The organism is Acetobacter senegalensis (assembly GCF_001499615.1).
GTDB lineage: Bacteria > Pseudomonadota > Alphaproteobacteria > Acetobacterales > Acetobacteraceae > Acetobacter > Acetobacter senegalensis.
This window is the reverse complement of the sequence record NZ_LN606600.1, coordinates 424,523-444,839: the sequence shown is the minus strand read 5'-3', so window position 1 is coordinate 444,839 and position 20,317 is coordinate 424,523. Positions and strand designations below refer to the sequence as shown.

At 57.8% G+C, this 20,317-nt stretch carries 17 protein-coding genes, 1 pseudogene and 1 riboswitch; of the genes and pseudogenes, 6 read left to right on the top strand and 12 right to left on the bottom strand.

The genetic code is table 11. The features are described from left to right. Positions 1-175: 175 nt before the first annotated feature. Positions 176-1,378 (bottom strand): O-succinylhomoserine sulfhydrylase, encoded by a 1,203-nt coding sequence (gene metZ, locus ASN_RS01915; protein ID WP_039905454.1) that lies wholly within the window; start codon positions 1,376-1,378, stop codon positions 176-178. Positions 1,379-1,491: 113 nt separating this feature from the next. Continuing rightward, positions 1,492-1,571: riboswitch (SAM riboswitch) on the bottom strand. 166 nt (positions 1,572-1,737) lie between these two features. Between metZ and ASN_RS01910 the strand changes: the two genes are divergently transcribed. Continuing rightward, positions 1,738-2,169, top strand: coding sequence for a nucleotidyltransferase domain-containing protein (locus tag ASN_RS01910; protein WP_058987043.1), 432 nt, complete (start codon positions 1,738-1,740; stop codon positions 2,167-2,169). 59 nt (positions 2,170-2,228) lie between these two features. On the opposite strand, the gene mutT is transcribed toward ASN_RS01910, so the two are convergent. The 4 genes and pseudogenes from mutT to ASN_RS01890 form a co-directional block, all read right to left on the bottom strand. Beyond that, on the bottom strand, positions 2,229-3,215 hold the full coding sequence (gene mutT, locus ASN_RS01905) for an 8-oxo-dGTP diphosphatase MutT (RefSeq protein WP_058987042.1): 987 nt from the start codon (positions 3,213-3,215) through the stop codon (positions 2,229-2,231). Then, positions 3,208-4,314, bottom strand: a complete 1,107-nt coding sequence (locus tag ASN_RS01900) for an aromatic ring-hydroxylating oxygenase subunit alpha (protein WP_035379555.1) — start codon at positions 4,312-4,314, stop codon at positions 3,208-3,210. Before ASN_RS01900 ends, mutT begins: the two co-directional genes overlap by 8 nt. A gap of 112 nt (positions 4,315-4,426) precedes the next feature. After that, entirely contained in the window at positions 4,427-4,921 is a 495-nt protein-coding gene (locus ASN_RS01895) for a DUF2721 domain-containing protein (protein ID WP_006559280.1), read from the bottom strand. A gap of 43 nt (positions 4,922-4,964) precedes the next feature. Then, positions 4,965-5,836: pseudogene (locus ASN_RS01890) on the bottom strand (ATP-binding protein). 170 nt (positions 5,837-6,006) lie between these two features. On the opposite strand from ASN_RS01890, the gene yajC reads away from it, so the two are divergent. Continuing rightward, positions 6,007-6,372 carry a preprotein translocase subunit YajC gene (gene yajC / locus ASN_RS01885; RefSeq protein WP_176364820.1) on the top strand — a complete coding sequence of 122 codons (366 nt, stop codon included), beginning with the start codon at positions 6,007-6,009 and terminating at the stop codon, positions 6,370-6,372. A 126-nt stretch (positions 6,373-6,498) separates the two neighbouring features. Here the strand turns inward: yajC and ASN_RS01880 are convergent, their stop codons facing one another. Both ASN_RS01880 and ASN_RS01875 read right to left on the bottom strand, forming a co-directional pair. Beyond that, complete coding sequence (locus tag ASN_RS01880; RefSeq protein WP_058987041.1) at positions 6,499-7,968, bottom strand: phospholipase D-like domain-containing protein; 1,470 nt, start codon at positions 7,966-7,968, stop codon at positions 6,499-6,501. A gap of 359 nt (positions 7,969-8,327) precedes the next feature. Then, positions 8,328-10,589 (bottom strand): primosomal protein N', encoded by a 2,262-nt coding sequence (locus ASN_RS01875; RefSeq protein WP_058987040.1) that lies wholly within the window; start codon positions 10,587-10,589, stop codon positions 8,328-8,330. Positions 10,590-10,708: 119 nt separating this feature from the next. Here ASN_RS01875 and ASN_RS01870 point away from each other — a divergent pair, with 119 nt between their 5' ends. From ASN_RS01870 to ASN_RS01860, 3 genes are read left to right on the top strand one after another with little or no spacing between them, the layout of a single operon-like run. Further along, a complete protein-coding gene (locus tag ASN_RS01870) occupies positions 10,709-11,740 on the top strand; it encodes a tyrosine recombinase XerC (RefSeq protein ID WP_058987039.1) in 1,032 nt (343 codons plus the stop codon). Next, positions 11,737-12,699 carry a prolyl aminopeptidase gene (gene pip / locus ASN_RS01865; RefSeq protein ID WP_058987038.1) on the top strand — a complete coding sequence of 321 codons (963 nt, stop codon included), beginning with the start codon at positions 11,737-11,739 and terminating at the stop codon, positions 12,697-12,699. Before ASN_RS01870 ends, pip begins: the two co-directional genes overlap by 4 nt. A gap of 3 nt (positions 12,700-12,702) precedes the next feature. After that, entirely contained in the window at positions 12,703-13,659 is a 957-nt protein-coding gene (locus tag ASN_RS01860) for an aspartyl protease family protein (RefSeq protein WP_197603318.1), read from the top strand. A 90-nt stretch (positions 13,660-13,749) separates the two neighbouring features. Here ASN_RS01860 and ASN_RS01855 read toward each other — a convergent pair whose 3' ends face one another. From ASN_RS01855 to ASN_RS01835, 5 genes are all read right to left on the bottom strand, one after another. Beyond that, positions 13,750-14,229 (bottom strand): hypothetical protein, encoded by a 480-nt coding sequence (locus ASN_RS01855; protein ID WP_006559271.1) that lies wholly within the window; start codon positions 14,227-14,229, stop codon positions 13,750-13,752. Between the two features lie 203 nt (positions 14,230-14,432). Then, positions 14,433-15,827, bottom strand: a complete 1,395-nt coding sequence (locus ASN_RS01850; protein ID WP_058987037.1) for an ammonium transporter — start codon at positions 15,825-15,827, stop codon at positions 14,433-14,435. 270 nt (positions 15,828-16,097) lie between these two features. Further along, positions 16,098-17,510 carry an O-fucosyltransferase family protein gene (locus tag ASN_RS01845; protein WP_058987036.1) on the bottom strand — a complete coding sequence of 471 codons (1,413 nt, stop codon included), beginning with the start codon at positions 17,508-17,510 and terminating at the stop codon, positions 16,098-16,100. A 24-nt stretch (positions 17,511-17,534) separates the two neighbouring features. Continuing rightward, the gene (locus tag ASN_RS01840) at positions 17,535-18,341 is read right to left on the bottom strand and encodes a glycosyltransferase family 2 protein (protein ID WP_058987035.1); all 807 of its coding nucleotides are present in this window, start codon (positions 18,339-18,341) and stop codon (positions 17,535-17,537) included. A gap of 147 nt (positions 18,342-18,488) precedes the next feature. After that, entirely contained in the window at positions 18,489-18,827 is a 339-nt protein-coding gene (locus tag ASN_RS01835) for a P-II family nitrogen regulator (RefSeq protein WP_006560253.1), read from the bottom strand. Between the two features lie 213 nt (positions 18,828-19,040). Between ASN_RS01835 and ASN_RS01830 the strand changes: the two genes are divergently transcribed. Continuing rightward, positions 19,041-20,291 (top strand): UbiH/UbiF/VisC/COQ6 family ubiquinone biosynthesis hydroxylase, encoded by a 1,251-nt coding sequence (locus tag ASN_RS01830; RefSeq protein WP_058987034.1) that lies wholly within the window; start codon positions 19,041-19,043, stop codon positions 20,289-20,291. Positions 20,292-20,317: the final 26 nt, after the last annotated feature.

The following is a 20,317-nucleotide window of genomic DNA, read 5'->3' as shown; positions in this document are numbered from 1 at the left end:
GGGTTCTCCTGCTCCTGATGCGTGGAATGGCGTGTCTTGTGCACAAAAAAGAGGAAGGCAGTGCCAAAACAGGCAGCAACTGTGCTTTGCCCCTATCATGAACACGCGCAGCAGGGAAGCCGCCTGTGCCCTTTCTGCCACGGCGCGGCAGAAAGGGAGAGTAAGCTCGGTCTGTTTAGCTGCGGGGCAGGGCCGCTACGCCACGGGCCAGATCTTCAATCAGGTCTGCACTGTCTTCCAGCCCGACGGAGAAGCGGATGGCGCCATCGGAGATGCCAAGCCGTGCCCGTTCTTCCGGCCCGATCTTCATGTGGGTGGTGGTGGCCGGATGGGTGACCAGAGAACGCGCATCCCCCAGATTGTTGGAAATGGCGATGAGTTGCAGCGCGTTCATGAACGCAAATGCGCCTTCCTGCCCGCCTGCCACTTCAAACGCCACCAGGCTACCGCCGCCAGACATCTGGCGCTGGGCCAGTTCATATTGCGGGTGATCCTTGCGGCCCGGATACCGGACGCTGACAATACCCGGTGCCTGCGCCAGATAATCAGCCACGGCGGCAGCGTTGCGCGTCATGGCATCCACTCGCAGGGAGAGTGTTTCAAGCCCCTTGAGCATGACCCACGCATTGAAGGGAGATAGCGCGTTGCCGGTATTGCGGGTGAAGGGCTGAAGTGTTTCGGTAATCCACTCCTTGGGGCCCAGCACGGCACCGCCCAGAACGCGACCTTGCCCATCAATGTGCTTGGTACAGGAATACACAACCACATCAGCCCCCAGTTCCAGCGGCTTCTGGTAAATGGGGGAGGCAAATACGTTGTCCACCACAACCAGCGCGCCTGCCTTGTGGGCCAGATCTGCAATGGCGCGGATGTCCAGCACATCCAGCATGGGGTTGGACGGGCTTTCCAGCAGCACGGCGGCGGTGGGTTTGGAAAGGGCTTCTGCCCATGCGTTCAGGTCTGACCCATCAACAAACACGGTTTCCACGCCGTAACGGGGCAGCAGGTTAGCCACAATCCAGTGGCAGGAGCCAAACAGCGCGCGGGAGGCCACAACCCGTTCACCAGCCTTGACGTGAGAGAGCAGAGCGGAGGAAACTGCGCCCATGCCGGTGGAGGTGGCCACACAGGCTTCCGCGCCTTCAAGGTCGGCCAGGCGGCGTTCCAGCGCGGTAACGGTGGGGTTGGCAAAGCGGCTGTACTGATAGTGCTCCACCTCACCCGTAAAGGTTTTGGCGGCCTGCTCGGCATTGTCATACACAAAGCCTGAGGTCAGGAACACGGCTTCACTGGTTTCACCAAATTCCGTGCGTTCCAGGCCTGCGTGCAGCAGGCGGGTTGCGGGGCGCCAGGTGGAAGGGGTCTTGTTTTCACTCATAATGAGGTATCCGGTTCTTTCCTGCTCATGATGGCCTGAAGAGAAGCACGGACAATGAGGTGTTTCCGCTTCAGTCATACTTGCTCATCTGACCGTGGAAACCATGGGACAGGACACGCCTGCCCAAAGCCTCTTTAGCGCGTCTGTTTTACCTCGCCGCAAGCCGGCCGTACAAATCACGAGGGCCCAGCGCGGGAAAATAAAAGCACCAGACAGAAATGGTTATGCGAACTGCTCTGTGTTTCGTCAAGAGTGGAATAGAGCGGCACCAGCGTTGTGCCGAGAGGGAGGCTTGATAAAAACCTTTACAAGCAGCCTCCATAAAAGAGGATGACACAAGCGTTTCAAGGAGAAAGCAGATGGATGCGCCCGCCGTATGTCAGGCTCTGGTCTCATGGGCTTTGACACAGCCCACCGTTCAGGGCGTGGCTCTTGTCGGCTCCTATGCCAGAGGCGCGGCACGTGCTGAGTCTGATATGGACATCATGATCTTGACCACCGCGCCGGAAGGTTATCGTGAAAATGGCGCGTGGGTGCAGGATGTTGCATGGCCAGCAGAGATGGGCCTGCCGCAGCAAATACAGGATGAAGATCACGGCGCGGTCTGGTCCCGCAGGGTCTGGTTTGCGGCAAAAGGGGATGAAGTTGAACTGAGCTTCGGTTTGCCCTCATGGGCAGACACAACCCCACTGGACGGGGGCACTTATCGGGTTGTGTCTGACGGCTGCCGCATCCTGTATGACCCGGCAGCCTTGCTGGAAAAACTTCTCCGCGCCGTGCGGCAGAGCTGAGGAGAGAGAAATGTTCTCTCACCCACTCTGCGCCGCCTGATTGGCGGATACGGAAAAAGCTACAGCAGTTCCTGAAGGAGCGGAATAAACGGCAAATCGGCTTCAGGCATCTGATACTGACCGAGATCTTTTGGGGCAACCCACGCCAGCGCCTGTCCCTCACGCGGTGTAGGGGTGCCACTCCATCTGCGGCACAGATAAAGCGGCATCAGCAGATTAAAGGCACGGTAGCTGTGTGAGGCAAAGGTGAAAGGAGCCAGACAGGCGCGTGAAACGTCCAGCCCCAGTTCCTCTTCCAGTTCACGGATCAGCGCGGCTTCCGGGGTTTCTCCGGCTTCCACTTTCCCACCGGGGAATTCCCACAGCCCGGCCATGCTTTTTCCTTCCGGGCGGCGGGCCAGCAGAATACGGCCTTCCTTGTCAATCAGCGCCGCAGCGGAAACCAGAACAAGCCGCCGCACTGTGGCAGGCTCCGGGTTCGGGTGGGTGGTGTGATCCATGTCTGCGCGTGTCATTTCAAAAATCTGCACAGGGTAGTCCTTGCCCCGCGCCACAAACATCTGTTTGTCCGTGCCAATGGGCTTGAACCCGACGGTGGCAAGCACGCGGGCGGACGCCACGTTATCTTCTGCAACAGTGGCGCGCAGGCGGGTGATATCCAGATTGGCAAAGGCCCAGCGGGCTACGCGGCCTGCGGCCTTGGAGGCAACGCCAGCCCCCCAGTAGGGGCGGCCAACCCAATAGCCCAGTACGCCAACGCCCCCCACCTGTGGCAGGGTTTCAATGCGCAGACCCACGCAGCCCAGAAAACGGTCCTGCGCGTCCAGAATGGCAAAATGGTAGCCTTCCCGTGCCCGGTGCTGGTCAAGGGTGGAGGCAATCCAGTCATCCGCCAGTTCACGCGGGTAGGGAAAGGGCAGGCGGCTGAGCATGCGCACCACCTCCCAGTCATTGACTAGGCGGTGGAGGGCAGTGGCATCATCTGGCAGAAGGGGGCGCAGCCGGTAGGGCGGCGCCTCAAGCATCAACGAGACGATATCATGCATTTTTGGCGGGTGCGGGTGGAACCCCACATTCTGCCAGCAGGCCCCGCAGGGCGTTGATGACAGGGAAGACCTCCACATTGTGGTCTCCGCCCAGTTCGCGCCATGCGTTCTGTTCCAGTTCCACAATTTCACGGTCTTCGGCAAAAATCCGTTCCGTGAAGGCGACAAGGAACGGCCATGCCAGTTCCAGAACACCCGGCATTTTGGGCCGCTTGACGGAGAGCAGACCAAATGTGCGGTTTGTCAGTTCCTCAGCATCCTGCGGGGTATAGACAATCCACAGATCCATCACCGGGTCTTCATCGCCTGTCTGGATGCGCAGGGTCTGATACGGATATTCCGTGCGGATGGTCATGACATCGCGGTGCTGGAACTTCTCGGAAGAATCCCGACGCTCGCCAAAAATCAGTGCTTCACCCAAAGGCTGCTTGCCGCTTGTGCGGGCAAAGGAATAACGCGCTTCCACCAGACCGGCTTCGCGTTTCTGGCCCAGAAAGCGCGGGCGCATCTGGCCCATCTGCTTCATGTGCATGAACTGGTGGTTCATATCCATCAGGTTTTCATGCATGAAACTGTAGTGGCATTTTACTTCCCGCCCGAAGGAGCGGGTCTTGTAGCCAGCGTCTCCCACACGGGCCAGACGCGGAGCGAGCGGAACTGTATCCGCTTTTTCCGGATCACCGGGGAAGATGAAGATCAGGCCGTCCTGTTCCCGGCAGGGGAAGGTACGCACGCCGTTGGGCAGTTTGCCCTTGCCCAGATAAGGCACATCAATGCAGCGGCCTGAACGGCCATAGGCCCAGCCATGGTAACAGCATTGCACGGACTGTCCGTTTACTTTGCCTTTGCTGAGGGGTACCTGACGATGAGCGCAACGATCTTCAAGTGCGAAAATCGGCCCTTCATCCGGGCGGACCAAGGCAATAGGCGTGCCCGCATACCGTGTGCCAATGGTCTTGCCAGGCTTCAGTTCCTTCGACCACGCAACAGGATACCAGAAATCCGGATTGGACCGGATGCGCCGAAGGTCCGTTTTAAGGGGATCCGCGCCGTGCGTTTCGGTTTGGGCTGGGGTATCGGTCTGAACGGTGTGGTCCATCTCGCCTCAATCAAATGAATACCAGGGCTGCGTCACTCTGATGCTGCCGTATCGCGACGCATGCAACCTCATATCACACAAAGAGGCAAGGCGTGGAAGCAATAGCGCGTCGTTACGCTGTTTTTGGCGTGGGGCGGGGCAGCGGGCCTTCACGCTTCAGGCCGTGCCAGGAAATCAGGCTGTCCCCCAGAAACAGGCCCAGCGCGCCCACCGTACAGGCCAGCGCCGCGCCGAACAGGAACACCAGCCAGTTTGCCACTGAAGAGTCCCGCACGCTGCCCATGAACAGGACAAACGCCGCCCCGCAGGAGGCTGCTCCCCCAAGGCCACCGGCCAGAATGGCGGCATCCAGCATCAGGGTGCGGCGGTGCAGGCGCACCAGATGCCGCTCAAGGATCCTGTTGCGGACCATGTCATCATTATCATCCGTCAGCAGGGCGTTGGCCTGTTCTATGTGGTCTGACACGCGCGCCAGCCGCGTATTGAACAGGTTCAGCAACGTTCCGATGCCCGACAGCATGAACACAGGTGTCAGGGCAATCTGGATAATGTGGGCTACGCTATCAACAGGTTCAGCAGCAATACCTCCAAAAACGGGGAGGGCCATAAAGCAGGTTCCTTGGTCTATGGGCAGGCAGTATGAGAAGGAGCTAGCGGCCTTCCGCCAGTTGGGCTGTCAGATCCTCAATGAACTGAAACGCCACCCGGCCGGAGCGCCCACCGCGGGTAATGGCCCACATATTGGCCTGAGCCGCAAGATCCTCATCACTGATGGGAAGGGCGCGTTCTCTCGCATAGGTACGCACCATGTCAAGGAACACATCCTGCGGGCAAGCGTGAAAGCCCAGCCACAACCCGAACCTGTCAGAGAGAGACACCTTCTCTTCCGTGGCTTCTGAAGGGTTGATGGCAGTTGCGCGTTCATTCTCGATCATGTCACGCGGCATCAGGTGGCGGCGGTTGGAGGTGGCGTAGAACAGGACATTTTCCGGGCGGCCCGCAATGCCACCATCCAGCACGGATTTCAGGGCTTTGTAGTCACGGTCTTCCTTTTCAAAGGACAGATCATCACAGAACAGGATAAACCGGCGGGGGCTTTCACGCAGCATGGCCAGAAGCTCCGGCAGGGTGGCCAGATCTTCCCGCTGAATTTCAATCAGCGCCACGCGGCCCTTGCCGGGTTCGCACGGTTTGCCGTCCACACTGTTGACCAGTGCATGTGCGCCCTTGACCAGTGAGGATTTGCCCATCCCGCGAGACCCCCACAGCATGGCGTTGTTGGCGGGCAGACCGCGCGCAAAGTGCTCGGTATTGTCCAGCAGCGTCTGACGTTGGGAGTCCACGCCCTGCAGCAGGGTGACGGGCACATGCGCCACATGGGCCACTGGCAGCAGCTTTCCCCCTTCGGATGCCACACAAACGCATCGGCCTTGTCCACGCCCTCAAGGCTGGGGGGCGGGGGAGAGAGGCGTTCAAGCGCTGAGGCAATACGTTCCAGAACAGAAAGCTGGGGTGTGGTCATATCCATCAGTCTGGGGTCCTTACAGCTTACAACGGGGTCTTTGGCCGGAAACCTAAGCCAACATGAGCGTTGAAGAAAGCGCCATTCCGCACACAGACGCTTGACGCGCGAGCAGCGAAAATTATGGTCAGCCACTCTGTTGATGCAACCAGCCTTCTGGAAGGCCCGCCATAATGTCTGATTTCTTTATTTCCACAGCTTACGCGCAAACGGCCGGAGGGGGCGGCGGCATGTCCAGCATTATGTCCTTTCTGCCGTTTGTGGCGGTGTTCGCCATCATGTATTTTCTGCTGATTCGCCCGCAGCAGCAGCGGCAGAAGCAACTGCGGAATGAGCTGAAAACCCTGCGCCGTGGTGACCGTATTGTTACAGCCGGTGGCGTAGTGGGCGTTGTGCAGAAAAGCCGGGAAGACGCTGCCGAGGTGGAAGTTGAAATTGCGCCTAACGTGCGCGTCATGGTACTGCGGGACACCATTACCACTGTCCTGACTAGCACGGCCAAGCCGGCCAATGATGCCGCGCAGCCTAAAAAATAAGCCCAAGGCCTCATAGCCTCGGTATGAAAAAAGCGGGCATGGTCCCGCTTTTTTTTGTCTGGCTTTACCCCTTTGTTCCCCTTGGGGCTGCCAGAGTGCGACACCGGCGAGCGTGCCGCCGGGGAATCAGCCGCGCGAGCGGCACTTCCTCCGCAGGGCGGCCCATCCTTTGAACAGGCTATTTCGGCCCGGCGTCTCAAAAATCTCGTCCGGCCCATGTGGGTCCAGAATTTCATTGTCAGCCAGCCATTCCTCAATGCCTGACAGAGCGGGCACGCGGTAAGGGGTCAGCGTGCGGCCGGGGGAGCGCAGGCGCTCAATGGTTTCAATCAGGGAGCCTGTCTGCTCCAGCAGGTCTGCCACTTGATCGGGGGTGACGCCCAGATGTTCGGCCAGCAGATCATTCCGCAGTGCTGCAATTTTTGGGCCAGATGATGCGTTGTCCCCTTCATCCGTGCAGAGAAGGACATCGCATTCGGTATCCAGCCGCAGGGAACGGTTGTTGAAATTTGAGGAACCAACCCGCAGGATATCGCTATCAACCACTGTTACCTTGGCATGAACGTAAATGGGCGCGCCTCCCTCCGTTACCGGATGGTAGAGGCGGAAGCGGCCATGCGTGTCCAGTCGTTGCAACGCCTCAACCAGTCTGGCGCGGGCGGTATCCATGGCCACAGGCTCCAGCCAACCCTCGGCTGAAAGCGGATTGATGACGACTATTTCGGGCCCGTCTTCTTCCGTCAGGCGTTTTGCAATGGCGTGCGCCACCTTTCGGGACGCAAAATACTGGCTCTCAGCATAAATGAATCGCTGTGCACGGGCGATGAGGCTCAGATAGGCCCCTTCAATTTCATGGCAGGGGGCTGTGTCTTCCATTTTGGGAATGGTGCGGGCTATGCCCAGCTTTACGGTCTCAAAGGCGGGGGTAAACTCCTCGGGCCAGCATGTGTGTCGGCTGGCGGGTAGGGGTAGGCATTCGCCTGTTACGGTCTTCCAGCGGTCACGGGCCAGATCTCCAATGGCGCGGGCTGCTTTTCCATCAAACATGCTGGTGGCGTCGTGCCAGGGTTTCAGGGCTGTGCCATCCGGGCTTTTGCGTCGGGGGTCATGATCCCGATGTGCGCGGGTATCCCATCGCCCTACGGTCATGTCTATTCCGCCACAGAACGCAAGCTGGTCATCAATGGCGACAATTTTGTGATGCTGCGAGCCCGAGAACGGGTGTTTTCCATCCAGCCGCAAGGTAATACGGGGGTGCATGGCCCAGCGGGCAAGGGTGCGCAGTGAGCGCCAGCATAGCAGGGACTTGAGTGCACCCGTATCCCAACGGAGCAACCGGATTTGCAGCGTGGGTGTTCTTTCTGCAAGCCAGAGAATGAACTCACCCAGCGTGGCGGGCTCTCCTTTTTCGGGCTCGCCAAATTTTATGCGCGGGTCAAAGTCCCAGCCCAGCAGCAGAATGCTGTGCCGGGCCTCCAGCATGGCGCGACGGGCCGCCACAAAATAATCAGCAGCATCAATAATAACGGAAAAACGGTCGGCATCCTCAACACGCCAGCATGTTTTTCCGGGCTGCAAAAGCTGCCTGTCCATCATATGCCGGTGGTGTCCTGCCGTTAGGGGTGTGCCTGTTCAGGGCGGTGAGACGCATGGTGGTTTATGCGGTATGGCTTGTAAGCTGTTTTTCCAGCGCTGGTCCAGCCATCGGGCTGCTGGCTTTTCAAACAGGCTCGCGGCTCTATTGAAGAGAAAATTATGTTTATAAAATGACTGATCGTGCGGCATTCAAAATAGCGGACACGTTCTTTCTTTCACAAAACAGATTCTGACTGTTTTGGTGTGGACCGACATTTCTGACAATAAACACAGGCTGTTCAGGCAGGAAGGGAGAGCACGTGCGTATTATTGCAGTAATAGTGTAATAGGTTTCTGGTTATTTCGGCTTTCCTGGTTCATTACAGGAAGGAGACCGGGTCAATATCCACGTCCACACGCACGCCTTTGCCGGGTTTGACCATGCTCAGCCAGCGGCGGAGGATGGGCTGCACCGCAATGCTGCGGACAGTGCGCAGCAGAATACGGCGGCGGTGGCGGTTGCGTAGAACGGCAATGGGGGCAGGGGCAGGGCCAAGCACCTGTATGCCCTCTCCATACGGCGCTTTACGGCCAAGTTCGGCGGCCGTTGCATCGGCTTCCCTGGCGTCTTCCGCGCTAATGATCAGGGCCGCCAGCCGACCATAAGGCGGCCAGAAGCCGGGGCGGCGCTGTGCGGCTTCCTGCGCCATGAAGGCATCAAAATCCCCAGACAGAAGTGCCTGCATTACCGGGTGTTCCGGCGTGTAACTTTGCAACAGCACGCGCCCCGGTGTGCTGGCGCGCCCTGCTCGACCTGCCACCTGATGTAGAAGCTGGATGGTACGCTCGCCAGCGCGTAAATCTCCGCCGCCAAGGCCAAGATCAGCATCCACAATGCCAACCAGAGTCAGATGTGGAAAATGCCAGCCCTTGGCGACAATCTGCGTGCCGATAACAAGATCAACCTCCCGACGAGAGATTTTGGCGACAGCTTCCGCCGTAGCGGCAGGGCCGCCGAGCGTATCGCTCGCCATCACCAGAATACGGGCATCGGGAAACAGGTTTCTGGCTTCTTCCGTAATGCGTTCAATGCCAGGGCCAATGGCGGTCAGACTGTTCTCCGCCCCACAGGTGGGGCAGGCGGGGGGCATGGGCTCGGTGTGATCGCAATAATGGCAGGAGAGCAGTTTTTTGGCCCGGTGTTCCACCAGCCATGCGGTGCAATGGGGGCATTCCATACGGTGCCCGCAGGCGCGGCAGAGGGTGAGCGGCGCATACCCCCGGCGATTGAGGAACAGCATGGCCTGTTCCTGCCGCTCAAAGGTGGCGGTCATTTCTTCTGTCAGGGCGGGGGAGAGAAACAGCCCGCGTGGTGGCGGGTGGTCCCGCATGTCCAGAATCCGGGTTTCCGGCAGCGATGCTCCCCCATGGCGTGAGGGCAGAACAAGGTGGCGGTACCGGCCAGCTTCCACATTGGCCAGCGTTTCAAGGCTGGGGGTGGCAGATACCAGCATGATGGGAAAACCGGAAAGCCGCGCGCGCACCACGGCCATGTCCCGCGCGTTGTAAATCACCCCTTCTTCCTGTTTGAAGAGGGATTCGTGTTCTTCATCCACAATAATCAGGCCGAGTTTTTCAAACGGCAGAAAGAGGGCGGAGCGTGCGCCAACCACCACTGTGGCGCTGCCATCCGCTGCTGCGTGCCATGTCAGCCGCCGGGCGCGCTGCCCAATTTCAGAATGCCAGATGGCGGGCTGGGTGCCAAAACGGCGGGTAAAGCGCTGCATCCATTGGGCGGAAAGCGCAATTTCAGGCAGAAGCACCAGTGCCTGTTTGCCCTGTTCAAGGCAGGCGGCAATGGCTTCCAGATAGATTTCCGTCTTGCCTGAACCCGTTACCCCTTCCAGCAACGTGACGGAGAAGCCGCCTTCCTGCACGGTCTGGCGCAGGGCGGCGGTTGCGGTTGCCTGCTCCCCTTCCAGCACGGGTGGTTTGTGGTGCGGGTCCGGCGCATCAAACGGGCGTTCCGGACCAAGTTTGACGGCTTTCAGGGCTCCGGCATCGGCCAGCCCCTTCACTACGCCCGGCCCCACGGCTGCGGCATTTGCAATATCCGTGGTGGTGCGGGCCGTGCCGTCCTGCAGCAGGGTCAGCACTTTTTGCCGGGCGGGGGTTATGCGCAGAGTTTCTGGCAAAGGGGAGGCGGCCAGCCAGCCAGTGCTTGGGGTGGGCACACCCCGCATATGCAGCCGCAAGGTCATGGCCAGCACCATGCCGGGGGGCGAGAGCGTGTAGGCCGCTACCCAGTCAATAAAATGCCGGAGTTCGGCAGAAAGAGGCGGCAGGTCCAGCAGTTCAGCCACCGGGCGCAGGCGGGCCGCTTCTACCGTGCGTTGTGGCGGGGGGGCAAAATCTGCGGGCAGGGCGGGGATTGATTCCCACACCACGCCTGTCTCACGCCTGCGGCCCAGCGGCACCACCACAATGTCCCCCGGTTTCAGCGGCATCTCGGCGGGGGCGGCGTAATCAAACGGGCCGGGAAACGGCATGGGCAGCAGAACAGACACCCTTTGCCGCTGCCGCGCCGGGGTGGTCGGGCTGTCCGGCTCAGGCAGAAGGGAGGAGAAGGAAGCTGGCACCATGTGTTCCTGTTTAAGCGGCTGTGCGGCCAAAGAACAGTGCTTGCGTGAGAAGAAAAACTCTGACCAAGTAAGGAGTTGTTTCAGGTGCGGCCAGACCGTTCAGAGGTGTAGGAGGAAGCATGACTGCGGAAGAGGCCGTCCAGACTTTTCTGGCGTGGATGACCACGGAAAGGCGCGCTTCACCGCTGACTGTTGAAGCCTATCGGGCTGATCTGGCCCGTTTTCTGGGGTTCATGGCCGAACATCTGAACGGCCTGCCAGATATGGCGGGGCTGGCCAAAATAAGCCTGCGGGATATGCGGGCCTGGCTTGCGCATGAACAGGCAAAGGCCGCCAGTGCCACGGTGCGCAAGAGCACACCAGACCGCGCGGCGCGCACACGCTCGCGCCGGGTTTCGGCTGTGCGGTCTTTCTTCCGCTATCTGGCGCGGCGGCACGGGGTGGAAAACCCGGCAGTTGGTTTGCTGGCGACGCCGCGCACTAAAAAGCCGTTGCCTCGGCCCCTGAGCGTGCAGGATGCCAAAGCCGTGCCGGAAGATATTGCGGCTCTTGCCCATACGGATATGGCGCAGCAACGGGATGGGGCACTCTTCCTGCTGCTGTATGGGTGTGGGCTGCGTATTTCAGAAGCGCTGAACCTGAATGTGGGTGATCTGGGTGTTATGACATCCAGCGGCGTGTTGCGCATCAAGGGGAAGGGCAACAAGGAACGGCTGGTGCCTGTGTTGCCGCAGGTGCAGCAGGCGCTGGAGCATTGGCTGAAACATCATCCGTCTCCTCTGGCCGGGGAGCCGCTTTTCCCCGGCGTGCGCGGGGGGCGGCTGCAGCCCGGCGTGGCGCAGAAGGCCATGCGGGAATGGCGTGGGCTGGCTGGCCTGCCAGACCATGTTACGCCCCATGCGCTCCGCCATTCCTTCGCCACGCATTTGATGGAAGGCGGGGCGGATCTGCGTGTGATTCAGGAATTGCTCGGCCATGCCAGCCTTTCCACCACACAGCGCTATACATTGGCTGATGAGGCGCGATTGCTGGATGTCTGGAGCCGTGCTCACCCTCGGGCCGGTTCCGGCGTTCAGGGTGACTCGCGCTCTGCTGCTTCTGCACCGCGCTCCGAACCAGTTTTGGAAAAAGAAGGACCCCACACCTCATGACACCCGCCTACCGCGCCCCGTGGCCAGAGATTGATCCCTACAAACATGGCTATCTGGATACAGGTGAGGGCCACCAGATTTACTGGGAGGAATGTGGCAACCCGGATGGCGTTCCGGTGGTTTTCCTGCATGGGGGGCCGGGGGGCGGCTGCAATGCGGCTCAACGGCGGCTGTTTGACCCTTCCCTGTATCGCATTGTGCTGTTTGACCAGCGCGGCTGTGGGCGGTCCCGCCCGCATGCGTGTTTGGAGAACAACACCACGTGGCATCTGGTGGCGGATATTGAACGCTTGCGTGAACAGTGTGGCGTGGAAAAATGGGCTGTTTTTGGCGGCTCGTGGGGGTCCACTCTGGCGCTGGCCTACGCACAGACGCATCCCGACCGTGTTCAGGCCCTGATGTTGCGGGGTATTTTCACGCTGCGCCGAGCTGAGCTGCTCTGGTATTATCAGGAAGGCGCATCCTGGATTTTTCCAGACAAATGGGCAGACTTTCTCGCCCCAATACCGGAAGCCGAGCGCGGTGATCTGATGGCGGCTTATCGCAAACGTCTGACATCGGGCGATGTGGCGGAGCAGCACAAGGCTGCCGTGGCGTGGAGCCTTTGGGAAGGCCGGACTCTCACTCTTCTTCCTGCCCCAGCGATTGAACAGCAGCACGAAGAGGCCGATTACGCTTTGGCGTTCTCGCGCATTGAAAACCATTATTTCGTGCATGGCGGTTGGCTGGAAGAAGGCCAGTTGATCCGGAATGTGGAGCGTATCCGGCATATCCCCACCGTGATTGTGCAGGGCCGGTATGATATGGCCACCCCGGTCCGCACAGCATGGGATCTGCATGACGCATGGCCGGAAGCGGAGTTTCATCTGATTGATGCCGCAGGCCACGCCTTGTTTGAACCCGGTATCCTGACGGCATTGTTGAATGCCACGGACCGCTTCGCGCGGGAACTGGCCTGAGCCATGACGCACACACGCTCCTTTCCCCGCCATCTGGCTTTTGCATCTTCCATGGCGTTGATGGCCGTGGTGAGTGCTTTTGCGCCGCAGCCAGCCAGCGGGGCGGAAGGGGCGTGCAAGCATGAGCGCGTGGCGCGTCTGCCCTTGCGGAATGATGCCGGTTTTCTGAATGCGCCGGTGGAGATCAACGGCCATCCCGCAAGCATGATTGTGGATACCGGGTCAGAGGGAAGTCTGATTTCGCCTGAAGGGGCGGACCAGTTCGGTCTTTCGCTTGATCCTTCCGTGCATACGGTGGTGCGCGGTACGGGGGGACTAGGCCGTCTGGTGCCAAACGTGATTGTGCAGAGCTTCAAAATGGGCGGTCTGGAGACGGGGCCGCTGTCCATCCCTGTTGGATATCTACCCGGAAAGCCACAGACACAGCCTCCAATAGAAGGGTTGGTGGGGGGAGATCTGCTTTCCCGCTATGATATGGAATTTGATGTGGCCGGTGGCTGGCTGACGTTCTGGGATACCAGCAAAACATCGGCTGTGTGTGCCGGGCCGCAGGATTGGCATGTGATCTACCGTGCTTTGCCCATGCAGTTTGATGGACGGCGCGTGACCATTCAGGTGGAACTGGATGGAAAGCCGTTGAAAGCATTGGTGGATAGCGGCGCGCGCTCGCGCATTGTCTCAGAGGCCGTTGTGGCCCGTCTGGGGGTGACATCCACCATGCTGGAGGCTGATCCCGGTGGAATTACCAGCGGTGTGGATGGGCACCGGCAGGTGTATCACTGGCACAAATTTCGGTCATTGAAATACGGGCTTGAAGAAGAAAAAGCCCCGGTTCTGACCGTGGCCCCCATTCAGGATTCCGTGGATATGCTGCTTGGATCAGACTGGTTTGCGGCGCACAAAGTCTGGATTTCTTACCGGACCGGCAAGCTGTACGTCATGCCGTCTCTCAAACGGTAAGGCGGAGCGTTCCGCTTTTCTCGAAGCACGGGCGAAGGGTTGTAAAAGGAAAAGGCCGGAACACCCACGGGGATGTTCCGGCAAGGCAGCTTAGCCGCCCTTGAGGCGGGTGTTGCACTGGCTGTAGTAGCCGCCGCCCTTCTGAATCCACTTCAGCGAGCCGTTGCCACCGCTCGTCTTGTTGGCCTTGTACTGGTCCAGGCAGGTTTTCATCCGGCCTTTGCCTGCGCTCAGACTGGCGTATTGTGACGCAATGGCGGAAGGGAAGATCACGCCAGCTGAGCTGACAGGGGTTGTGGCAGGCTTGGCAGCTTCCGTGGGGGTAGTGCCGGTGGTGGCAGCAGGAGCCGCCGGGCTGGTGGCGGGAGTCTCGGCCGTGGTTGCCGGTGCATCACACGTAGCAGCCTTGAATTCCTTGTAGCTCTTGCCATTCAGGGTGCCAGCGGTCCGCGCTGCGGCAAAATTCTGGTGGCACTCTTTGGCAGTCAGAGCGTGAGCGGCTGGTGCGGAAAGCGCGGTAGCGCAGCTCAAGGCCAGTGCGGCCAGCGCAATGCGGGCAGAAGATGTCATGCGGACAAAACCTCATCCAAAGCCAGGGTTGGAAAGACACGGCCCTATGCCGTCACGCCCTGTATTGTCCGTAGCATATGACGAACTTGTGTCTTTGGGAACGACCGTCTTGTTCTGAAAGCAAAATCCGGCCCAGACATGAAAAACCCCTCCCAGCGGCTGGCGCGGGGAGGGGTTCAGAATTGAAAGAGGGCAGGCGGAGGTTAGTTGATCCGTTCCCCATGCAAGGACATGTCCAGCCCTTCCAGTTCCTGATCCGCCGTGACACGCAGACCCATGGTCATGTCAATCAGCTTCAGCAGAATGAAAGAAATGGCGCCGCACCACAGGATGGTGACAATCACGGCTTCACTCTGCACCACAAGCTGGTGGACGGAACCCACAATACCCGTGGGGTTGGTGTCTGTTGCGGAGAGCGGGCCGTAAGCGAAAACGCCCGTCAGCAATGCCCCCACAATGCCGCCTACGCCGTGCACGCCAAAGGCGTCCAGACTGTCATCATAGCCCAGCAGGTGCTTGAGGGAGGTCGCGCTCCAGAAGCAGACAACGCCGGTAATCAGACCGATAATCAACGCGCTGCCGGGCAGCACGAAGCCCGCAGCGGGGGTAATGGCAACAAGCCCCCCCACAGCGCCGGAGATCACACCCAGCACGGTCGGTTTGCCGGTGCGCAGCCATTCGGCCAGCATCCACGCAACACCGGCTCCTGCTGCGGCAATCTGGGTGGTGGCCATGGCCATGCCCGCGCGGCCATTTGCGCCAACGGCAGACCCCGCATTGAACCCGAACCAGCCAACCCACAGCAGGGAGGCCCCGATAATGGCGTAGGTCAGGTTGAAGGGGGAGAGATCATCCTGCCCGTACTCTTTCCGGCGGCCCAGCACCAGCGCACACACCAGCCCGGCAATACCGGCGTTAATGTGAACCACTGTACCACCTGCAAAATCTGCTGTGCCAAGGCCTGCAAGCCAGCCCACGGGGCTCCATACCCAATGGGCGATGGGCGCATAGACAACCAGAGACCAGATGATGGAGAACACGCACATGGCGCTGAACTTCATGCGTTCCGCATACGCCCCGGAAATCAACGCCGGGGTGATGATGGCAAACGTCATCTGGAACATCATGAAGATGCTCTCGGGGATGGTCATGGTCGTGGCGTTGGGAGAATCCGCCCCTAGGGTGAAGGCGATATCCGACCCATTATGGATGTGAGCACCCAGCCCATTGAGGAACATGCGGGAGAGCCCGCCAATCCATGGCGTGCCAGTGGTGAAGGTAAGGGAATATCCGGCCACCATCCACACAATGGACATGATGCAGCACAGCGCGAAGGACTGCATGAGCGTTGCCAGCACGTTCTTCTTGCGCACCATGCCTGCATAAAACAGGGCCAGACCGGGAATGGTCATCATCAGCACCAGCGCAGTGCTGACCAGCATCCATGCCGTGTCACCCGTATCAATGGCAGGCTCGGCGTCAGCAGCATGGGCAAGCCCGGAGGGAAGAAGCAGAATACCACCCACCAAAGCGGAAATAACTGCCTGCCTGTTCAAACCGCCTGAAACAGGCGAAACCGTAAAGGACCGCGAGGCCATGGAGTCTTGTTCTCCCTGTAGTGCTTGTGCCGAATTAAAGGGCACGGACAGAACGTCGTGATATCATATTTCTTTCTTTTACCGTAGCCTGAACGAAATGATTTTCTCAGGAGCGGATTTTTCTTCCCATAAAAATCAGAAGCGGGAAGGGAGCTAAAATATTTACAAAAATAGAATTATTTATTTCTGGCTATCATATGGAATAAATTTATAAATTCATTCCATATGAAATATTATCGCTATAGATTGATATCTATTACTGTTTTCTTTTCATGATTTTGTTTTGGGGCGGAATAAAAGGTGCAAAGCCGTTAAAGGAGCACCATCTGGTGCGCGGCACCATTCTCCATTCTGGGCGAATATAATTTCTGAATGTCCGTCGAATCGTCCAGCATAAAGACAATCAGCTGATAGGCTGGCGGGCCCCGTAATGCGGAAGGCAAAGCCGCATAAAGGACGTGCTTGCCCACGGGAGCCGCAGAAGGTTCCTGTGCTGTCCCAAGCGCTTTCGTGCTGATGGATATCAAGGGTTCTGTATTCTATGTCTGGGAGCTCTGTGCCGCCTTCGAGACTGAAACCTTCTAGACTTCGGGCAACGGGATATGAAGCATCAATAATGAGATCGCCTGATGGTATACCCTTTACGGAGGAGGTTTCACTCTTAAAGTCACCGAGCGTTGAAACGTGAGCAGTTAAAGCCAAGGGCCATTTCAGATCAGAAGAGAGAATGTCCCTTAACGGAGCTCGTCCGTACAAGGTGTCTATCGCTTGTTGAGGCACCATCATTGCCCCGTTGTCTCGTCGTTTACCTAAAAAGGGGCCGGGAAGGTTATAAATATAATGGGATGTGGGGGCTGTGAGCGTTCGGCATATTTTTTCAAAAGTCACAAAGCAGGAAAATGTTGACCGGCTATTGCCTACAAATGTGGAAAGATGAAGGGCAACTTCAAAATCGAGAATTGATGAGACCAGTTTGGATTTTAGGAGATCAGAAGGCAGAAAATCTGATTTCCAGAATAGCTCTATGCCGAAAGCATCAAGAACATGTTCACGGATAATGTCTTTACTGACAGGTAGGCATCCTTCATCACACAGCACGTAAGCCTTTTTTAGCCCCTTCCCTAAGGTCGCCACTACCTTCTGCATGATGCCTTGAAAATCGGGACAGTAATCTTCGTCTTTTTCAGAAAATGTGGGCAACACATCTGCGGAATACCCTTGCCAATCATTTTCTATACGCATTTGAATGGCGCAATCTATGTTGGCCGCTTCAACTTTGGCCAGAAGCAGTTTTGCGCAGTCAGAGAGTAAAGGGGCCGGAACAAGGTGGCGGATAATCTGGCAGGTTAGGTCAGGGAGTGCCGCCATGCCTGCTCGACCTGTTTCTCCCCATCGGTCTGCGCCTTCCCAGAAGCATTGCCAACCATCCACATTTTCTGTCTCTGCCTGGGATTGTTGATTGCTGTAGGGAATATCAAAGGCATCAAAAACTTTCTCTAGTGGCGCGCGCTGGTAAATTTCATCAAAATTGCAGAATTCGTGCGCTCCACCCTGCGGGTGAAAAGAAACAATCTGAGGCAGAACTAAAGGAGTGTTATCTCTTAATGCTTTATGGATAAGGCCAATCAGGGCGATTTTCTGATTGGTCAACCCAGCCGTGATGCCAGGATAGCAGATTGCCATTTTCTTGGGTGCTCCAGAAAGTTTTCAGAGGCAGGGCAAAAACATGTCAGGGATACGGCGTAACTTGCTGTATCCACCTTCTGCCAGAAGTGAAGTTATGGGGAGACTATCAAGGGAGGCATCTTCCTGCTCGTTCACAACAGTTTGGACGAGATGGATCAGATCTTCGTCTCTGCTTCTCTGATGGTGGCCAAAAGCTGCGCCCTGCTCACTCCATTTCATTGATCGTGTGAGATTCAGTCGCATCAGGCTGCGTTGCAGATCGCAATGTTTAAGGTGAAACAGCCAGAGATCTTCATCAAGAATTGAGGGCTGGTTGCAATTATGAAAGCCAGGGCTCCATTCCGTAGGCACTTTGGTCACCAGAGGTTTGGATTCCCAAGGTGTTATAAAGCCGTACGGGCGTTGAGGGAGTATGTTTGAAGCAAAATTGACCGGAGGCAGCAACATGGCATTGGGCATCACATCCACACCCACTGCGCGCACAACGTTCCCGTGATGCTGTTCGCGCAGATAAGTTACAAGTGAGTTGTAACGGGTTGGGCGTGGTACCAGAAACTCATCACAGTCAGTATAAAGCACGCAGTCAAAATAGGTGAGGAGGGACGCATGAAACTTATTGATGAAACCCACACGCTGTACATCATCAAAATTATCACGAGGGATTTTGATGACATTTCCAGGTATTCTCGCCGTGGAACCATCATTTGATCCATGATCAATAATGTATAAATTCTCGAACCCTAGATTTTTACCGTAATAATCTATCCATATAGGTAAGAATTTGTCTTCATTATATACCATGGTAACAGCAGCAGAACGAAAACCCATAACTCACCCTCAAATAAGCCTTAGGGGGAGAGTAGCATAGTTTTTCGGATGGCCCGAATACCTAAGAACGAGAGAGGGCCGAACTGCTAAACCAAAGCCAAAGAATGTGATGTGAGGTAAAGAGACGCGCTTGGTGGTAATGAAGCTCTATAGAGCATCATCACCCGTCTCACGGGTTCGGATGCGGATGACCCGTTCCAGTTCGCTCACAAAAATCTTGCCATCGCCAATCTTGCCGGTGTGTGCGGCATCCAGCACGGCTTCAATCACCTGATCGACCAGTGTGTCGGATACGGCAATTTCCACTTTGATCTTGGGCAGGAAGCTGATGCGGTATTCTGCGCCGCGATAAATTTCCGTCTGGCCCTTCTGGCGCCCAAAACCTTTGACTTCAGAGACAGTAAGGCCCTGAATGCCAAGGGGGGCCAGAGCTTCACGAACATCATCAAGCTTGAAGGGCTTTATAATCGCGGTCACCAGCTTCATCTGGCCTGTGTTCCTTCTGGCTCCAGACATAAAGCTTCCCCTCTGGCAGGACGCTTTATGAGCGTTAAATTCGTTCCGGATGCAACATGCCAGATTTTTCCGGCGTTGACGAGCCTCCGTCTTTGGCCTTTCTGCGGGGGTAGGGTAGAAGAGAGACCTTCAGAACCCCGGGCAGGCTTTACGCGCGGGGGATGTGCATAAGGAATAAAGACCATGGTTGCCTCCACCGCATCCGCTGTTCATGACACCGCGTCCGCAGGCCAGATGCTGCCGGATGTTGATGTCTGTATTGTCGGCGCAGGGCCTGTTGGGGCAACCTTGGCGTGCCGGCTTGCAAAGGAAGGGATCACGGTCGCCATTATTGACCGTGCCGACCTGCCGCCCATGGAGCATCCTGATTTTGATGGCCGGGCCTATGCCATTGCAGCAGGGCCCAAGAAGCTGCTGGAAGAAGCAGGTGTGTGGGAGGTTCTGCCGCTGGAGTCCTGCCCCATTGAAGATATTCTGGTAACGGACGGACGGCCGGGCGAACCAGCGTCCTCCCTGTTTCTGGAATTCACGCGGGACGATGCCTCTCAGCCGTTCGGCTGGATGGTGGAGGCACGGGCGCTCCGTGTGGCTCTGAATGAAACCTTGCACACTCAGCCCAACCTGACGGTTCTGGCCCCGGCAGAAGCGACTGTGGAACGGCAGGCCGATGGCGCGACGGTGCGGCTGCACGATGGCCGGACCTTCCGCGCTTCTGTCGTGGTCGCGGCTGATGGCCGGAAAAGCCGCCTGCGTTCACAAGCTGGTATTCCGTTGACCAAACTCTCCTACGGGCAGACGGCCATTGTCTGCGCCATTGCGCATGAATTCCCGCATGATAACGGCGCGTTGGAACATTTTCTGCCAGCAGGCCCCTTTGCCCAACTGCCCATGACCGGAACAGAGAGCCATCCCTATCTGTCCGCTATTGTGTGGAGTGATAAGGATGGCGTAGCCGAACGGTTTGCCGCTCTGCCGGATGAGGTGTTTGCCCGCGAAATCGAACGCCGTATGGGGAACACCCGGCTGGGCAAGGTGACGCCGGTGGGGCGGCGCTGGACCTATCCGCTTTCTGCTCAATATGCGCAGCGTTACACGGATACGCGCCTGCTGCTTGTTGGGGATGCCGCCCATGGCATTCACCCTATTGCAGGGCAGGGGCTTAATCTGGGGTTTCGGGATATTATCGCGCTGAGTGACATTATGATTACTGCGCACGCAAAGGGCGAGGATCTGGGTGGCCCAGCGTTGCTGGCGCGGTATCAGGCGCGCTGCCGTCCGGCCAATATGCTGATGCTTGCGGCAACCGATACACTTGATAGACTGTTCAGCAACAACAATCCCGTTATTCGTCTGGCGCGTGATCTGGGTATTGCAGGCGTCAACCGGTTTCCCAAGCTGCGCAAGGCCTTTGTGCGCCACGCCATGGGGATTTGATCGTTTCTCATTCTGGAGAGAACTCA

Coding starts and splice junctions, on each gene's coding strand:
- metZ (WP_039905454.1), bottom strand. CDS start 1,378: ATGAGTGAAAACAAGACCCCTTCCACCTGGCGCCCCGCAACCCGCCTG.
- ASN_RS01910 (WP_058987043.1), top strand. CDS start 1,738: ATGGATGCGCCCGCCGTATGTCAGGCTCTGGTCTCATGGGCTTTGACA.
- mutT (WP_058987042.1), bottom strand. CDS start 3,215: ATGCATGATATCGTCTCGTTGATGCTTGAGGCGCCGCCCTACCGGCTG.
- ASN_RS01900 (WP_035379555.1), bottom strand. CDS start 4,314: ATGGACCACACCGTTCAGACCGATACCCCAGCCCAAACCGAAACGCAC.
- ASN_RS01895 (WP_006559280.1), bottom strand. CDS start 4,921: ATGGCCCTCCCCGTTTTTGGAGGTATTGCTGCTGAACCTGTTGATAGC.
- ASN_RS01880 (WP_058987041.1), bottom strand. CDS start 7,968: ATGATGGACAGGCAGCTTTTGCAGCCCGGAAAAACATGCTGGCGTGTT.
- ASN_RS01875 (WP_058987040.1), bottom strand. CDS start 10,589: ATGGTGCCAGCTTCCTTCTCCTCCCTTCTGCCTGAGCCGGACAGCCCG.
- ASN_RS01870 (WP_058987039.1), top strand. CDS start 10,709: ATGACTGCGGAAGAGGCCGTCCAGACTTTTCTGGCGTGGATGACCACG.
- pip (WP_058987038.1), top strand. CDS start 11,737: ATGACACCCGCCTACCGCGCCCCGTGGCCAGAGATTGATCCCTACAAA.
- ASN_RS01860 (WP_197603318.1), top strand. CDS start 12,703: ATGACGCACACACGCTCCTTTCCCCGCCATCTGGCTTTTGCATCTTCC.
- ASN_RS01855 (WP_006559271.1), bottom strand. CDS start 14,229: ATGACATCTTCTGCCCGCATTGCGCTGGCCGCACTGGCCTTGAGCTGC.
- ASN_RS01850 (WP_058987037.1), bottom strand. CDS start 15,827: ATGGCCTCGCGGTCCTTTACGGTTTCGCCTGTTTCAGGCGGTTTGAAC.
- ASN_RS01845 (WP_058987036.1), bottom strand. CDS start 17,510: ATGGCAATCTGCTATCCTGGCATCACGGCTGGGTTGACCAATCAGAAA.
- ASN_RS01840 (WP_058987035.1), bottom strand. CDS start 18,341: ATGGGTTTTCGTTCTGCTGCTGTTACCATGGTATATAATGAAGACAAA.
- ASN_RS01835 (WP_006560253.1), bottom strand. CDS start 18,827: ATGAAGCTGGTGACCGCGATTATAAAGCCCTTCAAGCTTGATGATGTT.
- ASN_RS01830 (WP_058987034.1), top strand. CDS start 19,041: ATGGTTGCCTCCACCGCATCCGCTGTTCATGACACCGCGTCCGCAGGC.